Source organism: Candidatus Defluviilinea proxima (genome assembly GCA_016721115.1).
GTDB lineage: Bacteria > Chloroflexota > Anaerolineae > Anaerolineales > Villigracilaceae > Defluviilinea > Defluviilinea proxima.
The window spans coordinates 2,900,221-2,923,908 of sequence record JADKIW010000001.1; the positions used below are offsets into that span (position 1 = coordinate 2,900,221).

General features: G+C 49.1%; 19 protein-coding genes and 1 tRNA gene. 16 read left to right on the plus strand and 4 right to left on the minus strand.

Features of this window, described 5'->3' with window-relative positions; translation table 11 throughout:
* Positions 1-59: 59 nt before the first annotated feature.
* On the plus strand, positions 60-1,061 hold the full coding sequence (locus tag IPP66_13480; protein MBK9926288.1) for a hypothetical protein: 1,002 nt from the start codon (positions 60-62) through the stop codon (positions 1,059-1,061).
* A gap of 69 nt (positions 1,062-1,130) precedes the next feature.
* Here the strand turns inward: IPP66_13480 and greA are convergent, their stop codons facing one another.
* The 4 genes from greA to IPP66_13500 form a co-directional block, all read right to left on the minus strand.
* Complete coding sequence (gene greA / locus IPP66_13485) at positions 1,131-1,592, minus strand: transcription elongation factor GreA (GenBank protein MBK9926289.1); 462 nt, start codon at positions 1,590-1,592, stop codon at positions 1,131-1,133.
* A 15-nt stretch (positions 1,593-1,607) separates the two neighbouring features.
* Entirely contained in the window at positions 1,608-2,759 is a 1,152-nt protein-coding gene (locus IPP66_13490) for a deoxyguanosinetriphosphate triphosphohydrolase (GenBank protein MBK9926290.1), read from the minus strand.
* 88 nt (positions 2,760-2,847) lie between these two features.
* A tRNA-Leu gene (locus IPP66_13495) sits at positions 2,848-2,931 on the minus strand.
* A gap of 26 nt (positions 2,932-2,957) precedes the next feature.
* Positions 2,958-3,725: a TIGR02206 family membrane protein gene (locus tag IPP66_13500; protein MBK9926291.1), complete on the minus strand. Its 768-nt coding sequence runs from the start codon at positions 3,723-3,725 to the stop codon at positions 2,958-2,960.
* Between the two features lie 199 nt (positions 3,726-3,924).
* On the opposite strand from IPP66_13500, the gene IPP66_13505 reads away from it, so the two are divergent.
* The 15 genes from IPP66_13505 (at position 3,925) to IPP66_13575 (ending at position 23,687) form a co-directional block, all read left to right on the plus strand.
* Complete coding sequence (locus IPP66_13505; protein MBK9926292.1) at positions 3,925-4,875, plus strand: MoxR family ATPase; 951 nt, start codon at positions 3,925-3,927, stop codon at positions 4,873-4,875.
* Between the two features lie 12 nt (positions 4,876-4,887).
* Entirely contained in the window at positions 4,888-6,075 is a 1,188-nt protein-coding gene (locus tag IPP66_13510; GenBank protein MBK9926293.1) for a DUF58 domain-containing protein, read from the plus strand.
* On the plus strand, positions 6,072-7,706 hold the full coding sequence (locus IPP66_13515; protein MBK9926294.1) for a DUF4129 domain-containing protein: 1,635 nt from the start codon (positions 6,072-6,074) through the stop codon (positions 7,704-7,706). Before IPP66_13510 ends, IPP66_13515 begins: the two co-directional genes overlap by 4 nt.
* Positions 7,707-8,020: 314 nt before the next feature.
* Positions 8,021-8,365 carry an SH3 domain-containing protein gene (locus IPP66_13520; GenBank protein MBK9926295.1) on the plus strand — a complete coding sequence of 115 codons (345 nt, stop codon included), beginning with the start codon at positions 8,021-8,023 and terminating at the stop codon, positions 8,363-8,365.
* Positions 8,365-9,138 (plus strand): hypothetical protein, encoded by a 774-nt coding sequence (locus tag IPP66_13525; GenBank protein ID MBK9926296.1) that lies wholly within the window; start codon positions 8,365-8,367, stop codon positions 9,136-9,138. The genes IPP66_13520 and IPP66_13525 overlap by 1 nt, the downstream gene beginning before the upstream one ends.
* A complete protein-coding gene (locus tag IPP66_13530; GenBank protein ID MBK9926297.1) occupies positions 9,135-9,428 on the plus strand; it encodes a hypothetical protein in 294 nt (97 codons plus the stop codon). Before IPP66_13525 ends, IPP66_13530 begins: the two co-directional genes overlap by 4 nt.
* On the plus strand, positions 9,425-10,201 hold the full coding sequence (locus tag IPP66_13535; GenBank protein ID MBK9926298.1) for a ParA family protein: 777 nt from the start codon (positions 9,425-9,427) through the stop codon (positions 10,199-10,201). Before IPP66_13530 ends, IPP66_13535 begins: the two co-directional genes overlap by 4 nt.
* A 9-nt stretch (positions 10,202-10,210) precedes the next feature.
* Positions 10,211-10,786 (plus strand): hypothetical protein, encoded by a 576-nt coding sequence (locus tag IPP66_13540; GenBank protein ID MBK9926299.1) that lies wholly within the window; start codon positions 10,211-10,213, stop codon positions 10,784-10,786.
* 271 nt (positions 10,787-11,057) lie between these two features.
* Positions 11,058-11,972: a tyrosine-type recombinase/integrase gene (locus tag IPP66_13545; protein ID MBK9926300.1), complete on the plus strand. Its 915-nt coding sequence runs from the start codon at positions 11,058-11,060 to the stop codon at positions 11,970-11,972.
* A 21-nt stretch (positions 11,973-11,993) separates the two neighbouring features.
* Positions 11,994-15,185, plus strand: coding sequence for a DUF927 domain-containing protein (locus IPP66_13550; protein ID MBK9926301.1), 3,192 nt, complete (start codon positions 11,994-11,996; stop codon positions 15,183-15,185).
* A 531-nt stretch (positions 15,186-15,716) separates the two neighbouring features.
* A complete protein-coding gene (locus IPP66_13555) occupies positions 15,717-16,157 on the plus strand; it encodes a hypothetical protein (GenBank protein ID MBK9926302.1) in 441 nt (146 codons plus the stop codon).
* Positions 16,144-17,421, plus strand: coding sequence for a winged helix-turn-helix transcriptional regulator (locus tag IPP66_13560; GenBank protein MBK9926303.1), 1,278 nt, complete (start codon positions 16,144-16,146; stop codon positions 17,419-17,421). The genes IPP66_13555 and IPP66_13560 overlap by 14 nt, the downstream gene beginning before the upstream one ends.
* Positions 17,422-17,546: 125 nt before the next feature.
* Entirely contained in the window at positions 17,547-20,810 is a 3,264-nt protein-coding gene (hsdR, locus tag IPP66_13565) for a type I restriction-modification system endonuclease (GenBank protein MBK9926304.1), read from the plus strand.
* Positions 20,807-22,363, plus strand: a complete 1,557-nt coding sequence (locus tag IPP66_13570) for an N-6 DNA methylase (GenBank protein MBK9926305.1) — start codon at positions 20,807-20,809, stop codon at positions 22,361-22,363. The genes hsdR and IPP66_13570 overlap by 4 nt, the downstream gene beginning before the upstream one ends.
* Positions 22,344-23,687 (plus strand): restriction endonuclease subunit S, encoded by a 1,344-nt coding sequence (locus tag IPP66_13575; protein ID MBK9926306.1) that lies wholly within the window; start codon positions 22,344-22,346, stop codon positions 23,685-23,687. The genes IPP66_13570 and IPP66_13575 overlap by 20 nt, the downstream gene beginning before the upstream one ends.
* Position 23,688 lies beyond the last annotated feature (1 nt).

The window sequence follows — 23,688 nt, forward strand, 5'->3', positions numbered from 1 at the left end:
TGTTTTCATGATGGGATGGTATATAATTCAGGTAATAACCCAAACAAAAGGAAAATGCCATGGAAGCAGTAATCGCTATTGTCAAGAACCTCCTCAAAAACCCAAGAGTGGCCCTTATTTTGGGAGTTGTGTTGGGGTTGATATTAGGTTTGTTAGTAGGGTGGTTTATTTGGCCTGTAACATATACCGATCAAACCCCCGAACTTCTGCGGGCAGATTTGCAGGATGATTGGGTACGCATGGCGGCGGAAGCATACGCCAGAACCAATAATCAGGATGAAGCTATGCGCGTTTGGGAGGCGTTGGGGCCTAAAGCAAATGATGCCTATATTCGACTTCAAGCTAATCCAGGAAAACTTGACCCAGCGGTTTTGCAACATTTTGGCGAATTGATTCAAAATAGAAAAGGCCCGATCGTTCCTTCGCAACCAGCGGATGGTAGTTCGGGGGTAAGTAGTCTTGTTTGGTACATTTCTGCTGCTGTGTTGGTTATTGTGGCTGCAGCAGCTGGTTTTTATTTGTATCGTTTGTTCCGTAAGGGGCCTGGTACACAAACTGCTGTCATGGCGGCCGCAGAGGCCAGTCGTAAAGCTGAAAAGACCAATTTCGAAGAAATGGGTCTTGCGCCTCCGATCACACAAACCATGACCACGTATGTGCTTGGCGACGATCTGTATGACGAGTCCTTTAGCATTGACACGGGCGGTGGCGAATTCCTTGGCGAATACGGCGTCGGTGTTTCAGAGACTATCGGTGTAGGCGAGCCAAAGAAAGTCGCTGCACTAGAGATCTGGTTGTTTGATAAAAACGATATCAAGACTGCCACAAAAGTTTTGATGTCACAACATGCGTACAACGATCCGAACATCCGCGCAAAGCTGGAGCCCAAAGGTGACTTGAATGTAGTCAAGGCAGGCGATCAAGTTTTGCTGGAGACAGAAACACTCCAACTCCTTGCCACTGTAGTGGATATGGAATATGGAATGGGTGCTCTGCCAGCGAACAGCTACTTCGAACGCATCACACTGGAACTCGCGATCTGGCCCCGTTCAGGGAAGTAATCCAACGCTTTGAGTTTGAATCAAAAGAGACCGGCAATCTGCCGGTCTCTTTTTCGTTGTAAACCTGTTTTACTCGATCTTCAGGATCTTGATCTTGACTTTGCCGCCCGGCGTTTCGGCTTCCACTATATCTCCAACTTTATGGTCGAGCAGGGCTTTGCCAAATGGAGACTCGTTGGATATTTTGCCTTTGCGTGGGTCAGCTTCACTGGCTCCCACGACAGAATACGTCTCGGGGTCGTAGTTATCCTCTTGAATGGTCACCTGTGAGCCGACAGTCACCATGTCGCTGTATTTTTTCTCAATAATGGTGGCAGAGCGCAGGATAGCTTCAATTTCTTGAATACGGCCTTCTAAAAAGGCCTGATCTTCTTTGGCCTTGTGGTAATCGGCATTTTCTGAAAGATCGCCCATTTGAATGGCGGAGCGCAGGCGTTGCGACAGTTCTTCACGGCGGGGGCCGGTGAGCTCTTTTAGTTCCGCCTTCAGTTTTTCTTCCCCTTCCGGTGTTAGGTATTGTTGCTGTGACATGTTGTTCCTCCTTTTCTAAGGTCTTTCCAATTGGTTGAAGAGTTTTTGATGTTCCTCGATGGCATAGCGATCTGTCATACCCGCGATGTAATCACAAAGGGTGCGTTCCAAACCGCGAACATTGATCGTATCCTGTATGGTGTTCGGGAGCATGGTCGGTTCTGCACGGTAGGCGTTGAATAGGTCCGTGATCAGGTTCTCAGCTTTGACTTGCATTCTCACCACGCGGTAATGGCGATATAGGTTCTTATACAGAAAGTCTTTCAATTCACGGTTGCGGCGTTGCATTTCTTCGCTGTAACCGATCACATTGCTCTTGAGCTTTTGGATATCGAGCGGAGACTTAACCTTACTTTCCTTGAGCCGCTTGTCTGTCGCCTCGACCATATCCGTGACCATGATGCCGACCAGTTGACGGATCATGCGATGACGTTCCATTTCGCTCAATTCCGGGCCGTGCCAGTTGTAGGTCTCGCGCAGTATTTCCCAGAGCGCGATGCCATCCAGCATTTGCGGAGTGATCATTCTTGAGCGCAGACCGTCATCAAGATCGTGTGTGGTGTAGGCGAGTTCATCGGCTACGTTGGCGATCTGCGTTTCCAAGTTGCCGCGCAATTCAGGATTGAAATCCTTCGCGTCAGAGATGTCATATTCGGATTCGTGTTTGACCATTCCTTCGCGTACTTCCCATGTGAGGTTCAAGCCAGGGAATTCGGGATAGCGTTGTTCCAGCTCTGTGACAATGCGCAAAGACTGCCTGTTGTGGTCGAACCCGCCGAAATCCTTCATCAATCGTGCAAGGACAACTTCACCGGAGTGGCCGAAAGGGGAGTGCCCGAGGTCGTGCGCAAGACAAATGGTTTCGACGAGATCTTCATTCCCGCCTAGGGCGCGGGCAAAGGTCCGGCCGATCTGAGCAACTTCCAGTGTATGAGTGAGGCGGGTGCGGAAATAGTCGCCTTCATAGTTGATGAAAACCTGCGTCTTGTATTCGAGTCGACGGAAGGCTGTGGTGTGTAGGATGCGGTCACGGTCGCGTTGGAATGAAGTGCGATATTCAGGCTCGTTATCCAGATAGGCGCGACCTTTGGTATCCCTGCTCCTCATGCCGTAGGGCGCGAGGGCCTTATCTTCGATCTCTTCCAGTTGTTGACGGGTAAAGTACATTGCCAACCTTTCAGATGCAAATGTCATTGTACTCTTTGTCTTTGGGCGGGAACCCTCTGCTTTATTTGAGCACAATGACATATGAAGGTGGGGCGAGAGGGGGTCGAACCCTCACGTTGTCTCCAACGACAGATTTTAAGTCTGTTGCGTCTGCCGATTCCGCCATCGCCCCAGTAACGATGTAGCGTGTATTTTACCTTAATTTGAAAGGTCTTCAAGCCTTGAAGTGTGATTTCGATTCACTTCGACTTTCTCCCACCAATCCTTGATCGCAAATGGAGAATACAACAACAATGTCAAGATCATCCCAAGGGCTTCCATATAAAGGATATAGATCGGCCACGGTGGGAGCAGGTCTAATAGGCTGGCGGTGGGTGGCTTATGGTTGATCATGAGGTAGTTACTACCGATGGCCTGGTTCAGGAAGAACACGGGGATCATATAAATGTTCATCCATACGAAGACTCGCCAAACCGACTTCCATGTGGGGCGGAACCCCTCAACGACTGTCATGTAGATGGCCGCCGTGACGATCAATCCGTGTGAGATGAATGTTTGAAAGAAGCGAAAATGTGGGAAACCGAAGATATCTAGGTCGGGTGTCGCGAGCGCTTGAGTCGCTCCACTGATCCCCATCAGATACATGAATTCATAGATGTGATAATTCTTGGTCACCAGCATCAGTGCTCCGATCCACACCAACACACTGCATAGGTGAAACGGCAACATTTCCTGTATTGTCCACCGGCCAACGGCAACATTCCAAGCATGCCACGCGATCTCGTTTCCCCAAAGGACCAACGCCATCGTCCAGCGTACCTTTTGCTTGGTCTCCTCGCTCCCAGATCTGAACCGAAGCAGAAACAAATTCAAAAGCACCAACAGGATTAACATGGCGATGTGTGCATTGCCAAATAACTCGAATGCGGGACCTGAATAATCGTTGCCGGCAAAGAATTGATCCATATTGACTCCTCTTTGATCTCTCAATTTTACAACACCGAGGACGAAAACACGTTTCACTGCGACCTTTGAACTGGTTCGCCTTAGACTCAGAAGCCAACCCTTGAGCTCATTCTTCCTAATCTCATTACAGTCGGTTTGTTGGCTGGCAAAATGAGTATATAATCACAAATACAATTCGTTCGGATATAAGGATATATATATGGAAGATGTCCAGAAATTTGTTGGCCCCTTGATCGAAAACGTAGAGCGTGTTGTGATCGGCAAGCGTCAGGCCATCGAGTTCATCATTGTGGCTTTGTTATGTGAGGGACATGTACTGCTGGAAGATGTGCCTGGTTCGGGTAAGACCATGCTGGCACGTTCCGTGGCAACCAGCCTGGGAATCGGTTTCAAGCGTATCCAGTGTACGCCCGATTTATTACCGAACGATGTAACCGGGGTCTCGATCTTCAATCAAAAGGATGGGGAATTCGAATTCAAGCCTGGCCCGATCTTTGTCAACATCCTTCTGGCCGATGAGGTCAACCGTGCCACGCCGCGCACCCAATCAGCCTTGCTGGAAGCCATGCAGGAACAGCAAGTGACAGTTGATGGTGTGACGCACGATCTGCCACGTCCGTTTTTAGTGTTGGCAACACAGAACCCGATCGAATACGAGGGGACGTTTCCGCTCCCAGAAGCTCAACTAGACCGCTTCTTGATGCGGCTTTCGCTAGGATATCCCTCTCGTGCAGATGAGCGTCAGATCCTTGTTAATCTGTGGCGTGAACACCCCATCACAAAGATCGGTAAAGTGGTCGATGGGAATGATCTGCTCTCCCTTCAAAAGAAAATTTGGGATGTCAATGTGGATGTCACTTTGCAGGATTATATTGTTGCATTGACCGAAGCCACACGTAATCACCCCGATCTGTCGCTGGGCGTAAGTCCGCGTGGGAGCCTTGCTTTGCTGAAAACATCCCAGGCTTTAGCCGCCATTCGTGGCCGTGACTATGTGATTCCCGAAGATATAAAAACTCTTGTACCGTTAACGCTTGCTCACCGACTTATCATCAAACCTGAAGCTGAACTTCGCGGGCGTACGGCACTCACTATTCTCGAAGATGTGTTGGAAAACACTCCGCTCGATCTGGGTAACCTGAATAGCTAGAGCGTATCTGATATGTATTCCCCACTTCTGACCCTGCTGGCAGTGCTCTTACTGCTTGCCGCATTTATGCGGGGTGATTTTGCTTTGTCGTTGGTCTACCTTGTGGTTGGCGCGTTTGTCGCAGGACTATGGTGGGGTCGTAGGGCTTTAACACAAGTTGAGACCAAACGTCGTTTCAATACTCATGCTTTCCTTGGCGAGAAAGTCAAGATCAATTTACGTGTGCAAAACAAGGGCTGGTTACCCATTCCCTGGCTTGAGCTTCGCGATGTTTTGCCGGTAGAGCTTGCGGGGCCACGTAATTTCCAAATGGCAACCAACCTCGAGTCCCATGCTGACGCGAATTTTGAGTATTCAGTAGAAGCTCTGAAACGGGGCTATTATCCCATCGGACCTCTTTCTATCTCAACAGGCGATATTCTTGGCTTGAGTAAGTCACTGCGAGCCGAAAATCAGGCTGAACACTTGGTGGTGTATCCAAAGATCATCCCGTTCACGTCCATCAAGATACCATCCTACTCACCGCAAGGGACGCTACAACACGCCTTGCCGCTGTTCGAAGACCCGACACGTATCTTTGGCAAGCGTGGATACGCACCCGGCGATTCTTTGCGAAGGATCGACTGGAAATCCTCTGCGTCTATGGGACGATTACAGGTTAGATTATTTGAACCGTCCATCGCACTTGAAACATTTGTTGTTTTGAACCTTAACGCTGAAGATTATTTTTACCGAAACCGTATTGATTCATCGGAATTAGCCATTGTCATTGCTGCATCTGTTTCCAATTGGATTGTTGGTAAACAGCAAATGGTTGGGATGATGATAAACGGACATGATCCATTGTCCGCTGATAGTACACCACAGTCCATTCCTCCCGGAAAAGGGAGGTTGCACCTGATCCGCTTGCTGGAAACATTGGCTCGCTCTGCGACGATTGAATCATCGCCGCTTGTTCCCCTGATCCAGCGCCAGCGTTATCAACTTGCGTGGGGCACCACGCTGATCGTGATCACCGGAACCGCCAATAGTGAACTGTTGGATGAACTCTATCAGGCGCGCCGGTGCGGACAGAATGTTGTACTAATTTTGGCAGGTAGGAACCCGGTAGAAAAAGACATAGATCACCATGCCAAACTTTTTGGGATACCGGTTTTTTCTGTTGTCACTGAACACGATTTGGAGGTGTGGAAACAGTGAATCAACAGCCAAACTCGAAATTGATAGGAAGAGAAAAGACAACGAGAGCCATCGGCTATGTACTGTTACTCATGATGATGGTTTGCATTATCATGACGATCAACACCCTTTTGCACAACACTGTGCCGGAGTGGCCGTCCGACGTTATTTCCGGCATTACATTATTCATTGTGCTTGACCGTCTGTACACATATCGCAGTTTCAAACCTTTGATCCCGTTAAGCCCAGATTGGGCGAAAAGCTTTGGGGCTCAATGGGTCGTTATCATACTGTTTATACGGTTGTTACTTTCCTACGCTAAAGGTCCAGACGCCTTTATCGCGGACATGTCGCTTTTTGCTCGAGGATATACCCCTGCGTTTTTTACCCCCGAATTTATCGTTACCTTATTACTTGCCCTCCTTGCCTGGTATTTGCCAGGACAATTTCTTGATCTGCTCGGTGAGCTTGGGCTGAATCAAGAACTGGCCTTGCGCGAAGATGCCGATCCTTCTCAAAGTGACCTTCTGCCAGCTCATCAACGTCTGGCAAATCTAACCTTCAGCACAGGTATTGCACTTGTGGTGCTAGCTACGCTTACTCGCATTAATCTGCGGGCAGTTTTTATATTCAATGCTCAAGCCTCCTTTGCAAGTTTCAATCACTTCTCCGGTGGGGAAGTGGGCGCTCTGCTCTATTTTGTTTTTGGGTTAGCGTTGCTCAGCCAAAGTCGTTTAGTGTCATTACAAACCCATTGGAATCGACAACATATTCCTGTCTCATCCAGCAACCTGACAAGACGATGGGCATTATATAGCCTTCTCTTTTTCTCACTCCTTATTGTTGTCGTCGGTATCCTGCCGTCCGGCGACAGTATTGGCTTTTTCTCTCTATTGGCAACCCTGCTCGGTTTTCTGGTAAATATACTTTTGCTGTTTGCACGATTAATCGTATTCGTTGCGGCACTTGTGTTTATCATCCCTCTTCTATTGTTTGGAAAACCCATCCCGCTCAAGGATAGATTGCCGCCTTTGCCTTCTTTATTGCCAGAGCCTCCACCTACGCCGCTTTTACCTGTAACACACAATGCGCTTTGGGTTCTTGTACGCTCAGTAGTCTTATGGGGAGCGTTGATCGCCATTATTGTTTTTTCGCTTATTTGGTTTGCGAAACAACATGGTGGTCTCCTTGTGGCCATCCGCAAGACGCGTTTTGCGAATTGGCTTATGAGCGCCTGGCAATGGCTGAGTAGAAATGCGGATACCGCCCGTATAAGCCTTTCACATGCAATAGCGGATGGTTGGCAAAACATCGTTTCTCGCCTCGAAGGGAAACGCATCATTCCACGCCCGGTTTTGATCCGCCTCAAGTCGCTTGATCCACGCCGACAGATCTACTTCTTCTATCTTGCGATGATACGTCGTAGTGGTGATTATGGCGTCGCGCGCAAACCATCGCAAACGCCGTCTGAACATTCTGATGCATTGAAAAAAACATTGCCATCTGCAGAAGAAGATATTGATGCTGTCACCGATGCTTTCATGATGGCGCGTTATAGCCGTGAAAAAATCGATTCTACAAAAGTAAACCTAATTAAAACAGCTTGGGGAAGTGTTCGTCGTGCGTTCACCGCACAATCAAATAAAAAATAACTTGTGAATTATGAGGACCCCTCTTGAAAACAAAAATCTCTCCAACGAGGAGAGATTTTTTGGCGGTCCCGACGGGCGAAAACTCCCACTCTCCTATGATGGGATTGAATTGCTTTCGCCAGGAATAAAACCATCAGAAGCTTTTATGGTTTTGGACTACAGAAGAAAACGCGATCTCAAATAGCCATATAACGCGGCTCAATGCAAAGAGCGGCACTCGCACTTTTGTGTGGGTGCCGTTTTTTTATTTTCAATACAAAGGAGATCGCGCGTATGAACAACAGATATGCAGGACCATCAACCAGGAGGGATTTATGAAGCAATACAGATTTCTGTTCCTGATATTGCTTTCGCTTGGCTGTTCACTCACGACACCGCCGTCAGTGCCACAGGATGTGTCGACACAGTCGCCTAAAAAGAATTTAACGACGCCAACGAAAGACCCCGAACCTATCCCCTCTACAATTCCAGCCGCCTGCACGGTATCTGCTGAGTCCCTGCACCTGAGAGAGTGCGCCGGCTTGCATTGCCTGGTGATTGCCTGGTTGTCCAAGGGTGATGTTCTGGTAATTCAGGAAAAAGATCATGACTGGATAAAGGTAATAACCCCTTCCGGACAAACTGGTTGGGTTCATTCCAAATACTGTGGAGGATTGTGATGAAAGCTCTGTTCAAGTTCGTGGCGATGGTCGCCTTTCTTGTTATCGGCGGTGGGCTGCTTGCGTACGCCGCTTCCCGTTCGTTGGACTTTGTGCAAACCACCTTGCCTGCGAAGGATCAGGTGCTCGGCTACTTTGCATTGCTCGCCACTTCTGGTGGGATGATCGGCTGGTTGTTGGTTTTCCTATACCGCGCAGATGGCATTATCCAACGTGGCACAGCCCTGCTCATGGTCCTGCTCGACTTCCTTGGTGAAGCAGCTCTGTTCACGATGGACACGCTATATCGCTCTGGTGAAAACGGATTGGTTGGTCAAATGACGCAGGATGAAATCCGCACGGTCATCCTTGGGATGTCCGCCCTCATCGCCATCAATATCTTCGCCACGATTGTTTTCGAACTTGGCAAGATGGAAGTACTCAAGGAGATTGCCGAAGGCGCGGCACGTGACCTGGTCATGTTCAAAGCCCTGGCACGTATCGAGAAGGATTCCGAAACCGTAGCAGATGAAATGATGGAGGATATTGTCAATCAATGGCGCGGCAATTTCCGCTCCGCGTATGGCTCAGCAGACAAACTGGGTATTGGTCAGTACGAAACAAAAAAGCCTGTGCAGCCGGCACATAAACCTGAAGGTGGTTTCTCAATCTGGCCGTGGCTCAATCCTTGGAGAAAGACAACTCCCATGCCACCGTTGGAACCAGAACTAGCTCCCTTGGAAACTCGGAAGAACGGCAATGGTTCGAAGCCACCTGAGGAAAACCCTACGTGAGCCGGCCTGCCGGCTGGAACATACTTCTGGATTCGGCGCGCCAGATTGTGGCGTCCGGGGCAATCCAGCTGGTGAAACGGAGTGCCTCCCGCCTGCCTCATTCCGCCGAGGCGATGGCACTCACCGTCAGCGCACTTGGAGCGCTGAACCGGCATACCGGCGTTCGAACTTTGAACCTTGATTTGGATGGCAAGCCTGTCGCGTTGGCGATCATTGAAGATGCGACCTTTGACCAAGACTCGGAAGGCAACACTGTTTTGGAAAATCATATTATGAGGAATGACCCATGAAAATCATCGTATTTGCAAATCAAAAAGGCGGGACAGGCAAGACCACGACTGTGATCAATATTGGCGATGCCTTCACCCGTATGGGCAAGAAGGTGTTGATCGCTGACCTCGACCCGCAGGGACACGCGGCAGTTTCCATGAACCTGGATACCGAACCCTGCGTGGCGAATTGGCTGATGCACCCGATCTTCAACCCCAATCCAATTACGCCAGAGATCATGAACCAATGGATTCGAGCTACACGCCGAGAAAATCTTTTTGTGTTGCCTGGCAATCAAATGACCGCCAAGGCACAACGCTTGCTCACCATCGAAGAGAAACCGATCAACTATATTAAGGATCAATTGTCAGCCATTAGGCGATTGGGTTTTGATTACCTGCTCTTCGATACTCCACCCTCCACCGGTGGCCTTCAAGAGATGGCTGCGTGGGCGGCAGACCTGGCTGTGATCGTATCGAGCCTGGATTATCTCTCCGCAGATGGTGTCTCGGGCTTTTTGGATATGCTGCGAGTGCTCCATTCGGAAAAACAATGGTGCGGAAAACTCGCCGGCGTTCTGCCAACTTTCTATGACGAGCAGACTCGCACGACCCGCGAACAAATGATGAACTTGCAAACCGCATTCCCGGATCAGGTCTTCACGCCCATTCATCGCGCTACGTTGTTACGAGAAGCCTCTGCCGAGGGATTGACGATCTTTGAAAAAGACCTGAAGAGTCGTTCTGCTTTTGAATATGAAGACCTGGCAAGACGGCTTGCCAAATTGGAATAGGAGGAGATCATGCCTGGACGAAATGCCTACTCTACAACCAACACCACCGTGGCACAGGATCTGGTCGTTGCGCAAAAGCGCAAGCAGACGCGGACTTGGGAGAAATCCAATCCAGCACGCCGCTATCTGATCCCAGTCGAGGTGCGTGATGAAGTGGCTGCACTCGCCGAAATTCTTATGGAAAATGTCGATCCAGTGGCGTGTGTCTTGTACGATTACGCCGAGACCTGTCACACACGCGGGACGCTGAAGTTCAAACCACGTCTCAATCCGAAAGGTCGCAAACATACCTTGGGATGGGAGGAAGCCGACACACAGCCGATACAGTTGCAAACCCGCCGACACAGAGCGGTGAAGAAACCCGACACACTTTTTCACTCCCTCAAAGGTCAGACCGCTGCGTATCGGTTGGGTGCGGAACGACATGCGCGCTTGAAGACCATTGCCGATGCATACAACTTGCGCTTGGCAGATATCCTGAGCGCGTTCTTTCGTCACAGCGTTCAAGCTTTTCAGGATGGAAAATTGAAGATCAAACGCGAGCCTGTTGTAATGCAAATGCAGGTCCAGGGTTGGTCCGAATGAAAACCACCCAAAATCGAACCCGGAGTTTTCTGCCAACAGTGAAAGCAAATTTGGAAATCAAAAAGTTTTGTAAGCGTGCTGCTTACAACTTGGCTTACTTTCTGCTTACCTTTGCTTACATGCCTGCTTACTGTCCCGCTTACCTTCCTTCAACAGGAAAGACTGAGAGCCGCTCAACCACTCCAATACGACTCGTACTATGTGTCGGAAATATCGCCTGTCCTGGGGCTTTGTACGGACTTTCCCAAAATCGATGTAAAGGGCTTTTGAAATGAACAAACTACTCACCAATTTCCAAAAACACATGGATGATCAAGACCTTTCGCCTCTCACTGTAAAAGGGTATCTCTCAGACCTGAATCACTTTGCACGCTGGTTCGAACAAACGAATGGTGAGGTGCTCACGGTCCAACGCATTACACCGACCGACGTGAAGGAATACAAACATTTCCTGCTGAGCGTTGAACGCCGAAAAGCCGGCACAGTGAATCGGCGTCTGGCGTCAATCGCAGCACTGTGCAAATGGGCACGACAAAACAAACAGATCACAAGCGATCCCACGGAAAACATCAAAGGTGTTGCAGGTGTTGTGCGTGGTCCGAAATGGTTGGACAAACATGAGCAGCACCGCCTGATACGTGCTATTGAGAATGACCTGGAACTTGCAAAACAGAAGTATCCCAAACGTTGGGTGACGCGCCGACGTGACGCCTCCCTCGTGTTGTTTCTGCTGCACACCGGTTTGCGATTGAGTGAAGCTATTCATCTCCAGATGAGCGATATCCAACTCTCCGAACGCAAGGGCAGTGTCCTGGTCCAAAATGGGAAAGGCAACAAACAACGCAGTGTGCCATTGAATTCAGACGCGCGCAAAGCTATACAGGAATGGCTGGAGGTTCGTCCGCAGAGCGATCATCTTTGGATGACCGTTGAAGGGGAACACGAAAGCTTGAGCGGCAGAACGGTACAGCGTGTTCTACAGCGCTATGCCAAAGCCGCCGATGTGAAAGAACTGACCCCGCATGTCTGTCGTCACACGTTCGCGAAAAATCTGGTTGAGAACGAAGTTGGTTTGGAGAAGGTGGCGGCTTTACTCGGACACTCCAGCTTGAACACCACCCGGATCTATATCACCCCCAGTGAACGCGATCTTGAACTGGCGGTGGAACACTTGGCAATTCAATAAAATCAATACAAGGAAAACACTATGAATAAAAAACAGATTGCCGCCGGGCGGAAACCGGCGGCATCGTTGGGAGAGCGAGATACGTTGACTTATAAATCGCATGATACCACAAAACCTACACGGCTCGACCTGAGTGTCGTGTTGTCTAAAGTAAGGCTCGAGGAACTGGCACAACAGGCTGGTGCAAAACTGCATCGCAAGAGTGTGGAGCTGCGCGGATCCTGTCCGCTGCATAAAGGGGATAATCCAACAGCGTTCAGCATATACATGGATCCATCCGGTCATCAACGCTGGCGCTGCTATACAAAGTGTGATGCCGGAGGTGACGCGTTTGACTTTGTTCAGCGCTGGCAGGGATTGGACTTCATCGGTGCAGTGAAGTACCTGGCTGAATATGCTGGGCTGGATTTGAAGAATCTCGGTTTCGATTCACAAGCCATTCAAGGCGAGGTGGAGCAGAGAAAGCATACTGATCTCTTCGAGGAAGCGGCACGTTATTTTGCGGCTCAATTATGGAATAAGGCAGGGGAGCCGGCACGGACCTATTTGCTTGGGCGTGGCTTTTCGGAAAAGACCTTGCGTGAGACCAATTGGGGATTCAGCAAATCGGATCGCGGTCTTATGCAACATTTGCAAAAATCCGATGCTGATATTTCCCTGGCAAAGGAACTTGGGTTGGTTCGAGCGGATGGTCTGGACTTCACCGCGAATGGCAATGGTGCAAATGCCTCGCCAACCGGATACGTTATTTATCCTCACATTTGGAACGGTAGAAGCACATACTTCTCGGCACGTGCCTTAAAGCCAATCGACCCAGATGATAAGTCACGCAATCTGCCAGGCGAACGCCAGGTCTATTGGGCATTGGTCCCGGGTGATCCCAATCTCATCGTTGTGGAAGGACAATCTGATGCCGAAAGCTTAAGACAGTTGGGGCGTTCCGCCCTAGCATTATGTGGGGTGGGGAATTTGCCGGCGCTGGAGATCGAGCGTATTTATAAAAGGCGTGTGATCTATCTGGCATTGGATAATGACCTGCACAAGACCAAATTATCCGCAGTGGAACAGGACAAGATCCGCAAGCGTAAAGCAACTGTGACACGCCGCTTGTGCGAAGCCCTTGGTGCTCTGACGATGGTTGTACCGGACCTGCCCTTCAAGGATTGTAATGAATGGCTGCTGAACGACTTAACCCTGCAGAACCTAGAAAAACATCTGTCTAGCGCAAAACCCTGGCTGGATATCTTGATCGATCAAAGCCGCACTCTTTCTCCGATGGAATTCGATGAGGCGTTGAAGTTGATTGTTGATCATATCCGTGGATTACCCGATAGGATCCAATCTCGATATGTTTCCCTGGTCGAAAAGAAACTCAACCTACCTCGGCGGGACCTTAGAGAATTGATGAACCATCATGAGAATGGCAATGGCAACTTGTATTCTGAGATCCGGGAACGCCGACTGCATTTCATGGGTGATCCGCTTGGCAACTTCTGGGCGCGCATCAGTCATGAACTGATGGTGGATGATGGTCTCAACCCGCCGACCGTCCGATACAGTATTGAAGGCGGGTTGGCTTCCGGACAACCTTTGCAATCGGTTCAAGTGGAAGCACGTGCTTTTGGAAAACTCGATTGGGTTCCGGATAACTGGGGCATGCGACCGATCATCAATCTGCCTCCAGGAAAATCTTATTTGGTGGCACGTGCCATTCAGGAAGTCTCGATGGAGACCGTGCAGCGAGAACGCTTGTATACCTTCACCGGTTGGCATGAGTGTGATGGCAAGCGCGGGTTCCTCACTACATCTGGTTGGTTGGGTGCAGATGGATTGAACGACCAAGTGCGGGTGGATCTGGGTTCGAACAACCTGCGGCATTACGCCCTACCAAAAGAGGAGATCAATCCGGAAGAAGCGGTACGTGCGACGTTGGAATTTCTGCAACTTGGTCCGCGCAAGGTAACAACTCCATTATGGGCTGCGATGTACGCGGCTCCGTTGACCTGTTTGCGACCTTTGAATGCTGTGCTTTCCGTGTATGGTACGACACAAAGTGGCAAGTCCACACTCGCGCATTTGGCGCTGAGTCATTTTGGAACGGGCTTTATTCAAGGACGGGATTACCATGCGCCCATTGATTGGACTTCCACCGTGACAGCGATTGAAGCGGCGATGTTCTACGCTAAAGATATACCGCTCGTGATCGATGACTTTGCGCCGCAATTTTCCGGCGTGGCGGAAGCGCGAAGCATGCATAAAAAAGCGCATCATGTTGTTCGCTCAGTGGGGAACCGTTCTGCGCGTGGTCGTTCACGAGCCGACCTCTCCCAACAAAACACGCGCTTCCCACGTGGACTGGTGATCATGACCGCGGAGAATCCCTTGATCGGGCAAAGCATTGTTGGACGCATGGTGTATGTGGGCGTGGAGCCTGGTGATATTCTGCCGGCACCAGGTTCACAGAATGATGGGGAAGACAAACTGACTAACCTTCAGGGAAAGGCACAACAAGGCTTGCTCGCGCAGGCGATGAAGATGTATCTGCAATATCTGGCTGAGAATTGGGAGCGTATAGTCACTGAGTATCCCGTGCTAGTGGACAAGGCTGCTCAGATCGCGCGGCAGGCTGGCAATTTGCAAAACCGCCTGCCAGATGCGTATGCGGTGTTGGCGGCTTCCCAGGAATTGGCGATCCGTTGTTTTGAGGAAATGCAGTTGATCTCTTTTGCAGATGCAGATCGCTTGACCGCTGAGAACAACGCTGCGCTTCTAACGATTATCCAGAATCAGGCGGAGCAGGTTGCAGCGGAGTCGCCGGTCCGCAAATTCTTCACTGCCATCGCCTACCTGCTGGTGGAAGGAAAAGTATATTTGGCGCCGCGAACCCTAGATGAGGAGTATCAACCACCATTCAATGCAGATCAAATTGGTTATTACGATTCTGGTGCGGATCAGAAGATGATTTATCTGCGCACAGAGACCAGCCTGGCGCGTGCCAAGGAATACTGGCGGGGGTTGGATGAAAATTTGGATATCATGCCCGATGCTCTGCGCCGGCAACTGCGCCAAGTGGATGGCTTACTGGCACAAGTGGGGGAGCGTCAGGTGGAGGCGAGCAAGTCTTGTCGTGGAATCAAGCAGCGTGTATTGGTGGTGGATATCCATAAGGTGGAGCAGATGTACGGTGTTTCTTTGGCAAGACCTGAAAAGTAGATACTTACGAACATAAAGCCTGGCTTACGTGAAAACGGAGCCAGGCTTTTTTGATTCTTGGCTTTTGAAGGTTGAGGAAAAAATTAATTAAAATTTCGCGTTCTCTTGTAGTTCAGTAGTTCCCTGAAAAAATTAGTACCAATATATGGATCGATAAATCTATTTTCAAATTAATAATCCGTTATATGGGGGTATTTTGACGGAACTACTCAGGGAACTACTCGGGAACTACTTGGGAACTGCAATCGACCGACAGAGAACTACTCTGGCTTGGTGCAGTTCCCGATGCAGTTCCCGAAAACACCCGCCAGATATTGGGATAAAGAGCTTTGATAAAAGATAAATCTCCAAATATGGCGGGTGTCCGCGATGAGGGAACTACTGAACTACAACAGGAAGAGCATATGGGAATTAATTAAATTTTCCGGCATTTGGCTTGGACAGATGCGCCTGTCCATAATGATTTAGCGACACATTGACAAGACCCCTGATTGGTTTTCTTTATCATGCTTTTCTAAAGGAGACCATAACATGACTGATCAATCTCGTTCGCATTTTCATGTAGCCCTATCTAATTTTGTTGAAAAATCCTGTCGTGACGAAGAAGTGTTTCGTATTTTTGAAGTATTCCTGGAACAAGAAAATCCAATGACGTTGGAGGAGTTGGCTGAGCATGTTTTCGATGAAGAAACACCCGAAGAGGATGAGTATTTTGTATTGGAATTTGAGGAGAAGCATGAGAATGCGTATCGCGATACCCATATGCGCGAAGGGATCGCAGAACTGCAGGGACTTGCTGTTCCCATCCTGATATCCGAAGATGGAAAATATCGGCTTGGAAATTCCATTGATGATATTTGGGAGATGGTGTCTTCTCTGGAGGAGGAGATTAAACAACTCAACGGAAAGCTAAACACAATGTATCTGAATCTCGGTCGGCAGGTTGAAACGTATCACGATGAAGAAAGTTAACTCCATGTCTAACCTGGCGTTGGACTGGGCGCCGATTCAGCTTGCAAACAAGGGGAAGGTAATTGTCGATGTGTTCAAGTGCAGCCTGTCCGCAACGGACGGGCTGCCGCCTTATGCCCAGGCACGGATTATTGACCTGATTGCCAATCGCTTGGTCAAGGCACGACCCCGTGCCTGTCTGTGGGTTTCGGTGGATGCGCCGGGAAGATGGTATTTGCATGAGATTATGCGATTGGTGAAACGCAAGATGCCGATTGCGATCCTGCCGATAGGACATGCTCCCAAGGATCATTGGGATTTCAATCCACACGGATATCCGAGCCTTGCTGAAAATGCTCCAATTCCACAACTAGCGTCTCCATTTGTTGCAAGTGACTTTGGATACAAGCCGAATGTCATTCGTGTCTTGCGCATTCTAGCTCGTCTCAAAACTGCTCACACATCTGAGATTGTGTCGCTGGCTGGTTTTAGCAAAACACATATCCGGTCGCTTCTGAAAAAACTTCAGGTGGCGAATCTCATCGAGTGGAAGCGAATAGGGAAGTATGATGGGTGGGCGATTAGAAACACGGGATTAAGTCTGGCGCATCGTTCTTGGAATATTCCCAAAGGCGTTCACTTTACAAAATACCGAGGCGAATTCCGATATGCTGCTGAGCGCCATCGACGCAAGTCGCGGATGTGGAGGGCATGGTTGGAAGCTGCCTATCGTAACATTGAAATATGGGAGAGTTGGACTGAGGTGCCAGTCAAATATGGCATTCCGGATGCGCTGGCGTGGGGTACACACTATGGACGAGAAACCTTATTTTGGTTGGAAGTGGATAGCGGACATAGTTCAACCAAAACGATTGAGGCAAACTATAAGCGGCGCTTGCAACTGGCGTATGACCATGCGCAAGAATGGGGGATACCTATTGTCTTCTGCATCATGGGTCCACCCTGGGTAGTGGAGCGTTTCGGTTGGAACATTCCGAGAGTGATTAGTCCCTGGGTTGCGATTATCGGACACGACTGGCGGGATTTTGGGAATTTGCCGATCTATGAATTTGGACAATGGATGCGGAATTTTGAGATGAGTCGTTTTTATAAGCCATCCCGTTCTTACAATGAATTACCCTTTGATCCGAAACTATATCCTCCAAAACCAAGGCGATTAAAAAATCAAGCACCACTGAAATCCAAATCTTCAAAGCCAAAATTCTCAACGGGTTCTGAAGATGCCAACAACTGGTATCGGGGGGAGTCTGAGAAGGAGGAGTGATGCACTAATGAAAGTGGCGCAACGGGGGAGCGCTATTTATGCGACGAATTTTTACTGTTTCTGGTGGCTAGGTCGGGTATACTTAGGAGACAAGATGGGGTTATCCCATGACTTAAAATGACCAAATGAAAAGTCAAAATCAATCCTCCGCAAACTTCTCTCACTTACAGGCTTATGATGAACAGCTTGTACTTTTGGGTGCGCTTGCGGAGAAATATTTTGCGGACGACCCGAATACCAGCCTGATTAAGATACGACAGTTTGGGGAATTGCTGGCGAAGCATGTTGCCACGCAGATGGGATTGTACGATACCGAGAAAGATGAAAGCCAGTACGAACTTCTACGCCGCTTGCGGGATGAAGGCGCATTGACTTATGAAACCTATCAATTATTTGGTGAGATTCGGAGGATGGGGAATGTAGCGAATCATGCCAATCAGGGAGACCAGGCAATCGCGCTGAACATCCTGAAAATGGGATGGCAGTTGGGCGTCTGGTTTCAGCGCACTTTTGTAAAAGCGGATTTCAAGGCGGCGGATTTTGTCGAACCCTCGGCGATCAGCGAAACAGATGCCTTGTTAGTAGAGCGGGAAAAGCTTGCGGAACAGGTTGAAAAAGCCACTGCCAAAGTGGAAGCCTTGCTCCAGAAACAACAAGCAGAAGCAGAGAAGAAACGATCCACCACATTTGAAAAATACCGAAGGGCTGCAACAACTGCCAGCCAGTTTGTGCGTTTGGATGAAGCCCAAACCCGCCAGATCATTGATGCGCAGTTACGTGCGGCAGGCTGGGAAGCGGATACAGTCAACCTGCGTTACAACAATGGGACACAACCCGAGCGCGGCAGGAATTTGGCGATTGCGGAATATCCCACTGCCAGCGGACCTGCGGATTATGTGTTGTTCATCGGGTTGATGCCCGTGGCAGTGGTGGAAGCCAAGCGCAAGAATGTAGATGTTTCAGCGGCATTGGTGCAGGCAAAGCGGTACAGCCGTGATATTTTCCTTATGGATGATATGCAAGCACCAGGTGATGGATGGGGTGAGTATAAGATTCCTTTTGCATTCTCTTCCAATGGGCGACCCTATTTGAAGCAACTGGAAACGCACAGTGGGATTTGGTTTGTGGATTTACGTCGCTCGACGAATTTGAGTCATGCATTGGATGGATGGTACACGCCCGAAGGTTTGAAGGAATTATTGAAACGTGATGAAGTGGCAGCTCATCAACAATTGGAAACAGAGTCATTTGATTATGGATTCACCCTGCGCTATTACCAGAAGGATGCCATTCGAGCTGCAGAAAACGGAATTGCGGAAGGTCGCCGCGAGATGTTATTGGCGATGGCAACTGGCACAGGCAAGACTAAAACCTGTATTGCGTTGATTTATCGTCTGTTGAAAGTACAGCGCTTCAAGCGGATTTTGTTCCTGGTGGATCGCGAAGCATTAGGCGAACAGGCTGCGAATGCTTTCAAAGACACGCGCATGGATAGCATTCAAAGTTTTGCCGATATTTTCGGAATCAAAGAACTCGACGAGACTACGCCAGATAGTGACACAGCGGTACAGATTGCCACGGTACAAGGAATGGTCAAGCGGGTTTTGTATCCGTCTGAGAATGTAACCCCGCCGGCAGTGGACCAATATGACTGCATTGTGGTGGATGAGTGTCATCGTGGATATTTGCTTGATCGTGAATTGTCGGACACAGAGCTTTCCTTCCGAAGTTATGAGGATTACATCTCGAAGTATCGGCGGGTGATCGAATACTTCGATGCGGTCAAGGTAGGGTTGACGGCTACACCTGCCTTGCACACGACTCAAATTTTCGGCGCACCAATCTATACCTACACTTATCGTGAAGCAGTGATTGACGGCTTCCTCATTGACCATGAACCGCCGATTCAAATCAAGACGAAGTTATTGAATGACGGAATCACCTGGCAGGCAGGTGAAGAGGTGAAGGTTTTTGACCCGCGCACTCAGCAGATTGATTTGCACATGCTGCCTGATGAAGTTCACCTAGATGTGGATTCATTTAATCGTCGGGTAATTACTCGTCCGTTCAATGAGGTGGTTTGCAAGTATCTGGCGCAGGAAATTGACCCATTCTCAAAACAGAAGACGCTTATCTTTTGTGTGAACGACAAACACGCAGACATGGTGGTGGACTTGCTCAAGCAAGCATTCCAGGCACAATATGGCAGCGTGGATGATGATGCCATCGTCAAGATTACGGGGACAGCAGATAAGCCGCTTGAGTTGATCCGCCGTTACAAGAACGAGCGCAACCCGACTATCTCGGTCACGGTGGATTTGCTAACTACAGGCGTGGATGTACCCGAGATTTGTAATATCGTATTTTTGCGACGTGTGAACAGTCGTATTCTGTTCGAGCAGATGTTGGGACGCGCTACCCGCCTATGCCCTGAAGTGGAAAAGGAAACGTTCCGTGTGTTCGATGCGGTGCGATTGTATGAAGCGCTTGAAGGCGTGACTGCGATGAAGCCTGTGGTGGTTGACCCGCAACTGACGTTCAGCCAGTTGATGGCAGAGATGACCAGTGTGAACGATGAAGCGGTGAAGAAACTGCTTAGGGAACAGTTTCTTGCCAAGTTTCAGAGAAAGAAGCGCCGCCTAAGCGAGGACAATGCGCGGGATTTTGAATCCGTTGCAGGCTTAAGTCCAGAGGCGTTTGGTCAGAAGTTGAGTCAGATGTCTTTGAATGAAGTGGCAGGTTGGTTTACGGAAAATACGCAATTGGGAGAAATCCTGGACCGCATTAATCCAGACCAGCGCCCGATGTTGATCTCGGAGCATCCCGATGCGTTCGTAGGGGCGGAACGTGGTTATGGGGCGGCAGAAAAGCCCGAAGATTATTTGAAATCATTTGGTGAGTTTATCAAGACACACCGTGATGAAATTCCAGCACTGTTGACAGTGCTGACTCGTCCGCGTGAGTTGACCCGCAAGCAGTTGCGCGAACTGGCGATGGAGTTGGATCGGGCGGGGTTCAGTGAAGCGAACATCACCACTGCCTGGCGCGAAATGACCAACCAGGATGTTGCGGCACATATCGTTGGCTTTATCCGTCACCTGGCAACGGGTGACCCGCTTGTGCCGTATGAACAGCGGGTGGATTGGGCGTTGAGCCAGATACTTGTGGCTCGTCAATGGAGACAGCCTCAACGGGATTGGTTGATGAAAATTGCGGCGCAGACGAAAGCAAACGTCATTGTGGATCGCGATGCATTGGATGACCCCGATTTGATTTTCTCCCGCGAAGGCGGCGGATTCACGAGGCTCGACAAGATGTTTGACGGACAACTGGCGAATACGCTTGAAACATTTAATGACTTACTATGGAAAAAGGACACCACTCAATGACGCCACAGAAAAAGAAGCAGGCTGTTAGTAAGAAAGAAATAAAAACATCCAATAAAACAATAACGAATGATGCGGTTGTCTCTCAATCCTTAACCACAGTCAAGGCAGGAACCGTCACAGAGGCTATTGTTGCCAAATTGTGGAATTTGTGCAACGTGCTCAAAGACGATGGCGTGACCTATCATCAATATGTCACTGAATTGACTTACCTGCTCTTTCTCAAGATGGCGAAGGAAACCAACACTGAAGGTCAATTACCAGATGGTTACCGATGGGATGATTTGGAACATGAAAGTGCTGCGACACGCCTGGATACTTACAGAAAACTTCTTATCCATTTGGGCAATCATGGTTCTTTGTTGGTGCGCGAGATTTTCGCCAATGCAAGTTCGTTCATCAAGAAACCCACCACGCTTTCGATTTTGGTGACAGAGATTGACAAACTAGATTGGTATAACGCTCGTCGCGAAGGTATGGGTGACCTATACGAAGGCTTGCTTGAAAAGAATGCTAATGAGAAGAAGTCAGGGGCAGGACAATATTTCACGCCACGTCCACTGATTGATAGCATGGTCGCGGTGATGAAGCCGAGGCTGGATGACATTGTTCAAGACCCTGCCGCAGGTACGGGTGGATTCTTGATTGCCGCCAATCGCTATATTCGAGATAATAGCGACCCCGATTCATGGACGGAATCCCAGCAGCGCAAATATCGTCGCAATACGTTTTACGGCATGGAATTTGTACAGGATACGCACCGTCTGGCGCTGATGAACCTCATGCTGCATGGTCTCGATTCAGACCCTACTGCGGCTGGCATCCGGTATGGAGATACCCTCTCCCCTGAGGGCGAGCAATTACCCAAAGCCACACTCATCCTCACCAATCCGCCGTTTGGGACAAAGAAGGGCGGAGGTTTGCCTACGCGGACCGATTTCACCTTTCCCACGAGCAACAAACAGTTTGCGTTTTTACAACACATCTATCGTGGGCTGAAACCTGGTGGGCGTGCCGCGGTGGTTCTGCCCGACAATGTACTCTTTGAAGCCAACACGGGCAGGCAGATCCGCACTGACTTGATGGACAAGTGCAACCTGCACACCATTTTGCGCCTGCCTACGGGTATCTTTTATGCGCAGGGCGTGAAGACCAATGTACTATTCTTTACACGCGGTGAAACAGAAAAGGGCAACACGAAGGAAGTGTGGGTGTATGACTTGCGCGCTAACATGCCAGCCTTTGGTAAACGGACTGAATTAAAGCAAGGTCACTTTAAGCCGTTTGAAGATTGCTACGGTGATGAGCCAACATACCTAGCCGAAAGAGAAATGAGAAAAGAAACGGAACGCTTCCGCCGTTTCGCACGGGACTGGGTAGCGGGACGCGGCGACAATTTGGATATTGCCTGGTTGAAAGATGATTCCGAAACCGCTGCCGAAGATTTGCCCGAACCTGAAGCATTGGCAGAAGAAGCCTTAGGCGAACTCGAAGCAGCAATAGCGGAGATCCGCAGTATCTTGATTGAGTTGGGCGATGAGGTGGGCAGTGAGTGATTTGCCGATTGGTTGGGTTGAAACAAAACTTGGCGAAGTTGTTAATTATGGCAAAACAGAAAAGGTTGAGCCGAAAAATATACCTGCCAATGCTTGGATATTAGAACTTGAAGATATTGAAAAAGACACTTCACGTCTTTTACAGCGTTTAACTTTTGCTCAAAGGGATTCAAAGAGCACAAAAAATGCTTTCAAAAAGGACGATGTTTTATATGGAAAACTCCGCCCGTATCTAAACAAAATTATTGTTGCCGACCGAGATGGTTTTTGCACAACTGAGATCATTCCGATAAAACCAAATGAAGCAATTATTGGACGTTATTTGTTTTACTGGCTCAAGAATCCAGAATTCCTGAATCATGTAAATTCAGTGAGTTACGGATTGAACATGCCGAGACTTGGAACAAAAGATGGTCTTGCTGCACCGCTTGTTTTAGCCCCGCTCGACGAACAAAAACGCATTGCCGAAAAACTCGATTCCCTGCTCGCTCGCGTGGACTCGTGCCAGTTGCACCTGGAACGCGTCCCGCAAATTCTCAAACGATTCCGCCAGTCCGTTCTTGCAGTGGCTACGTCAGGTCGCTTGACGGAGGATTGGAGGGATGAACACACCAACTTACCAAAGTATCGGACTGTGACTTTACGAGAAGTCGCTACAGGTTTTAATTACGGTACATCTGCCAAATCTCAGAGATCTGGAAATATCCCTGTTTTGCGAATGGGAAATATTCAAGATGGAAAACTGGATTGGAATGATTTGGTTTTTACATCAGACAAAGATGAAATTGAAAAGTATAAATTGGTAAAGGGTGATGTCTTGTTTAACCGAACCAATAGCCCAGAATGGGTTGGGAAAACTGCTGTTTATAAAGATGAACAACCAGCAATATATGCAGGGTACTTAGTTCGAGTCAAATGCGGCGATGAGCTTCTGCCTGATTTTCTAAATTACTGCTTGAATAGTCCGATGGGACGCGACTGGCGTTGGCGAGTTAAATCTGATGGCGTTAGTCAATCAAATATCAATGCTCAAAAATTGGCGGATTTTGAATTTGAACTTCCTCCAGTTGAAGAACAAACCGAAATCGTGCGGCGCGTCGAGAAGCTGTTTGCCTACGCTGAACGTCTCGAAGCCCGCTACTATTCCGCATCCGAACAGGTCGAACGGCTGACGCCGTCCCTGCTGGCGAAGGCGTTCCGCGGGGAGTTGGTGGAGCAGGACCCGAATGATGAGTCCGCGGAGGGAGTGATGGAGAAGGTCAAGGCAAGGCGGGAGGATATCTCGCCGCAGAAGACGGGTCCACGTAGGGAGAGGAAGGGATAAT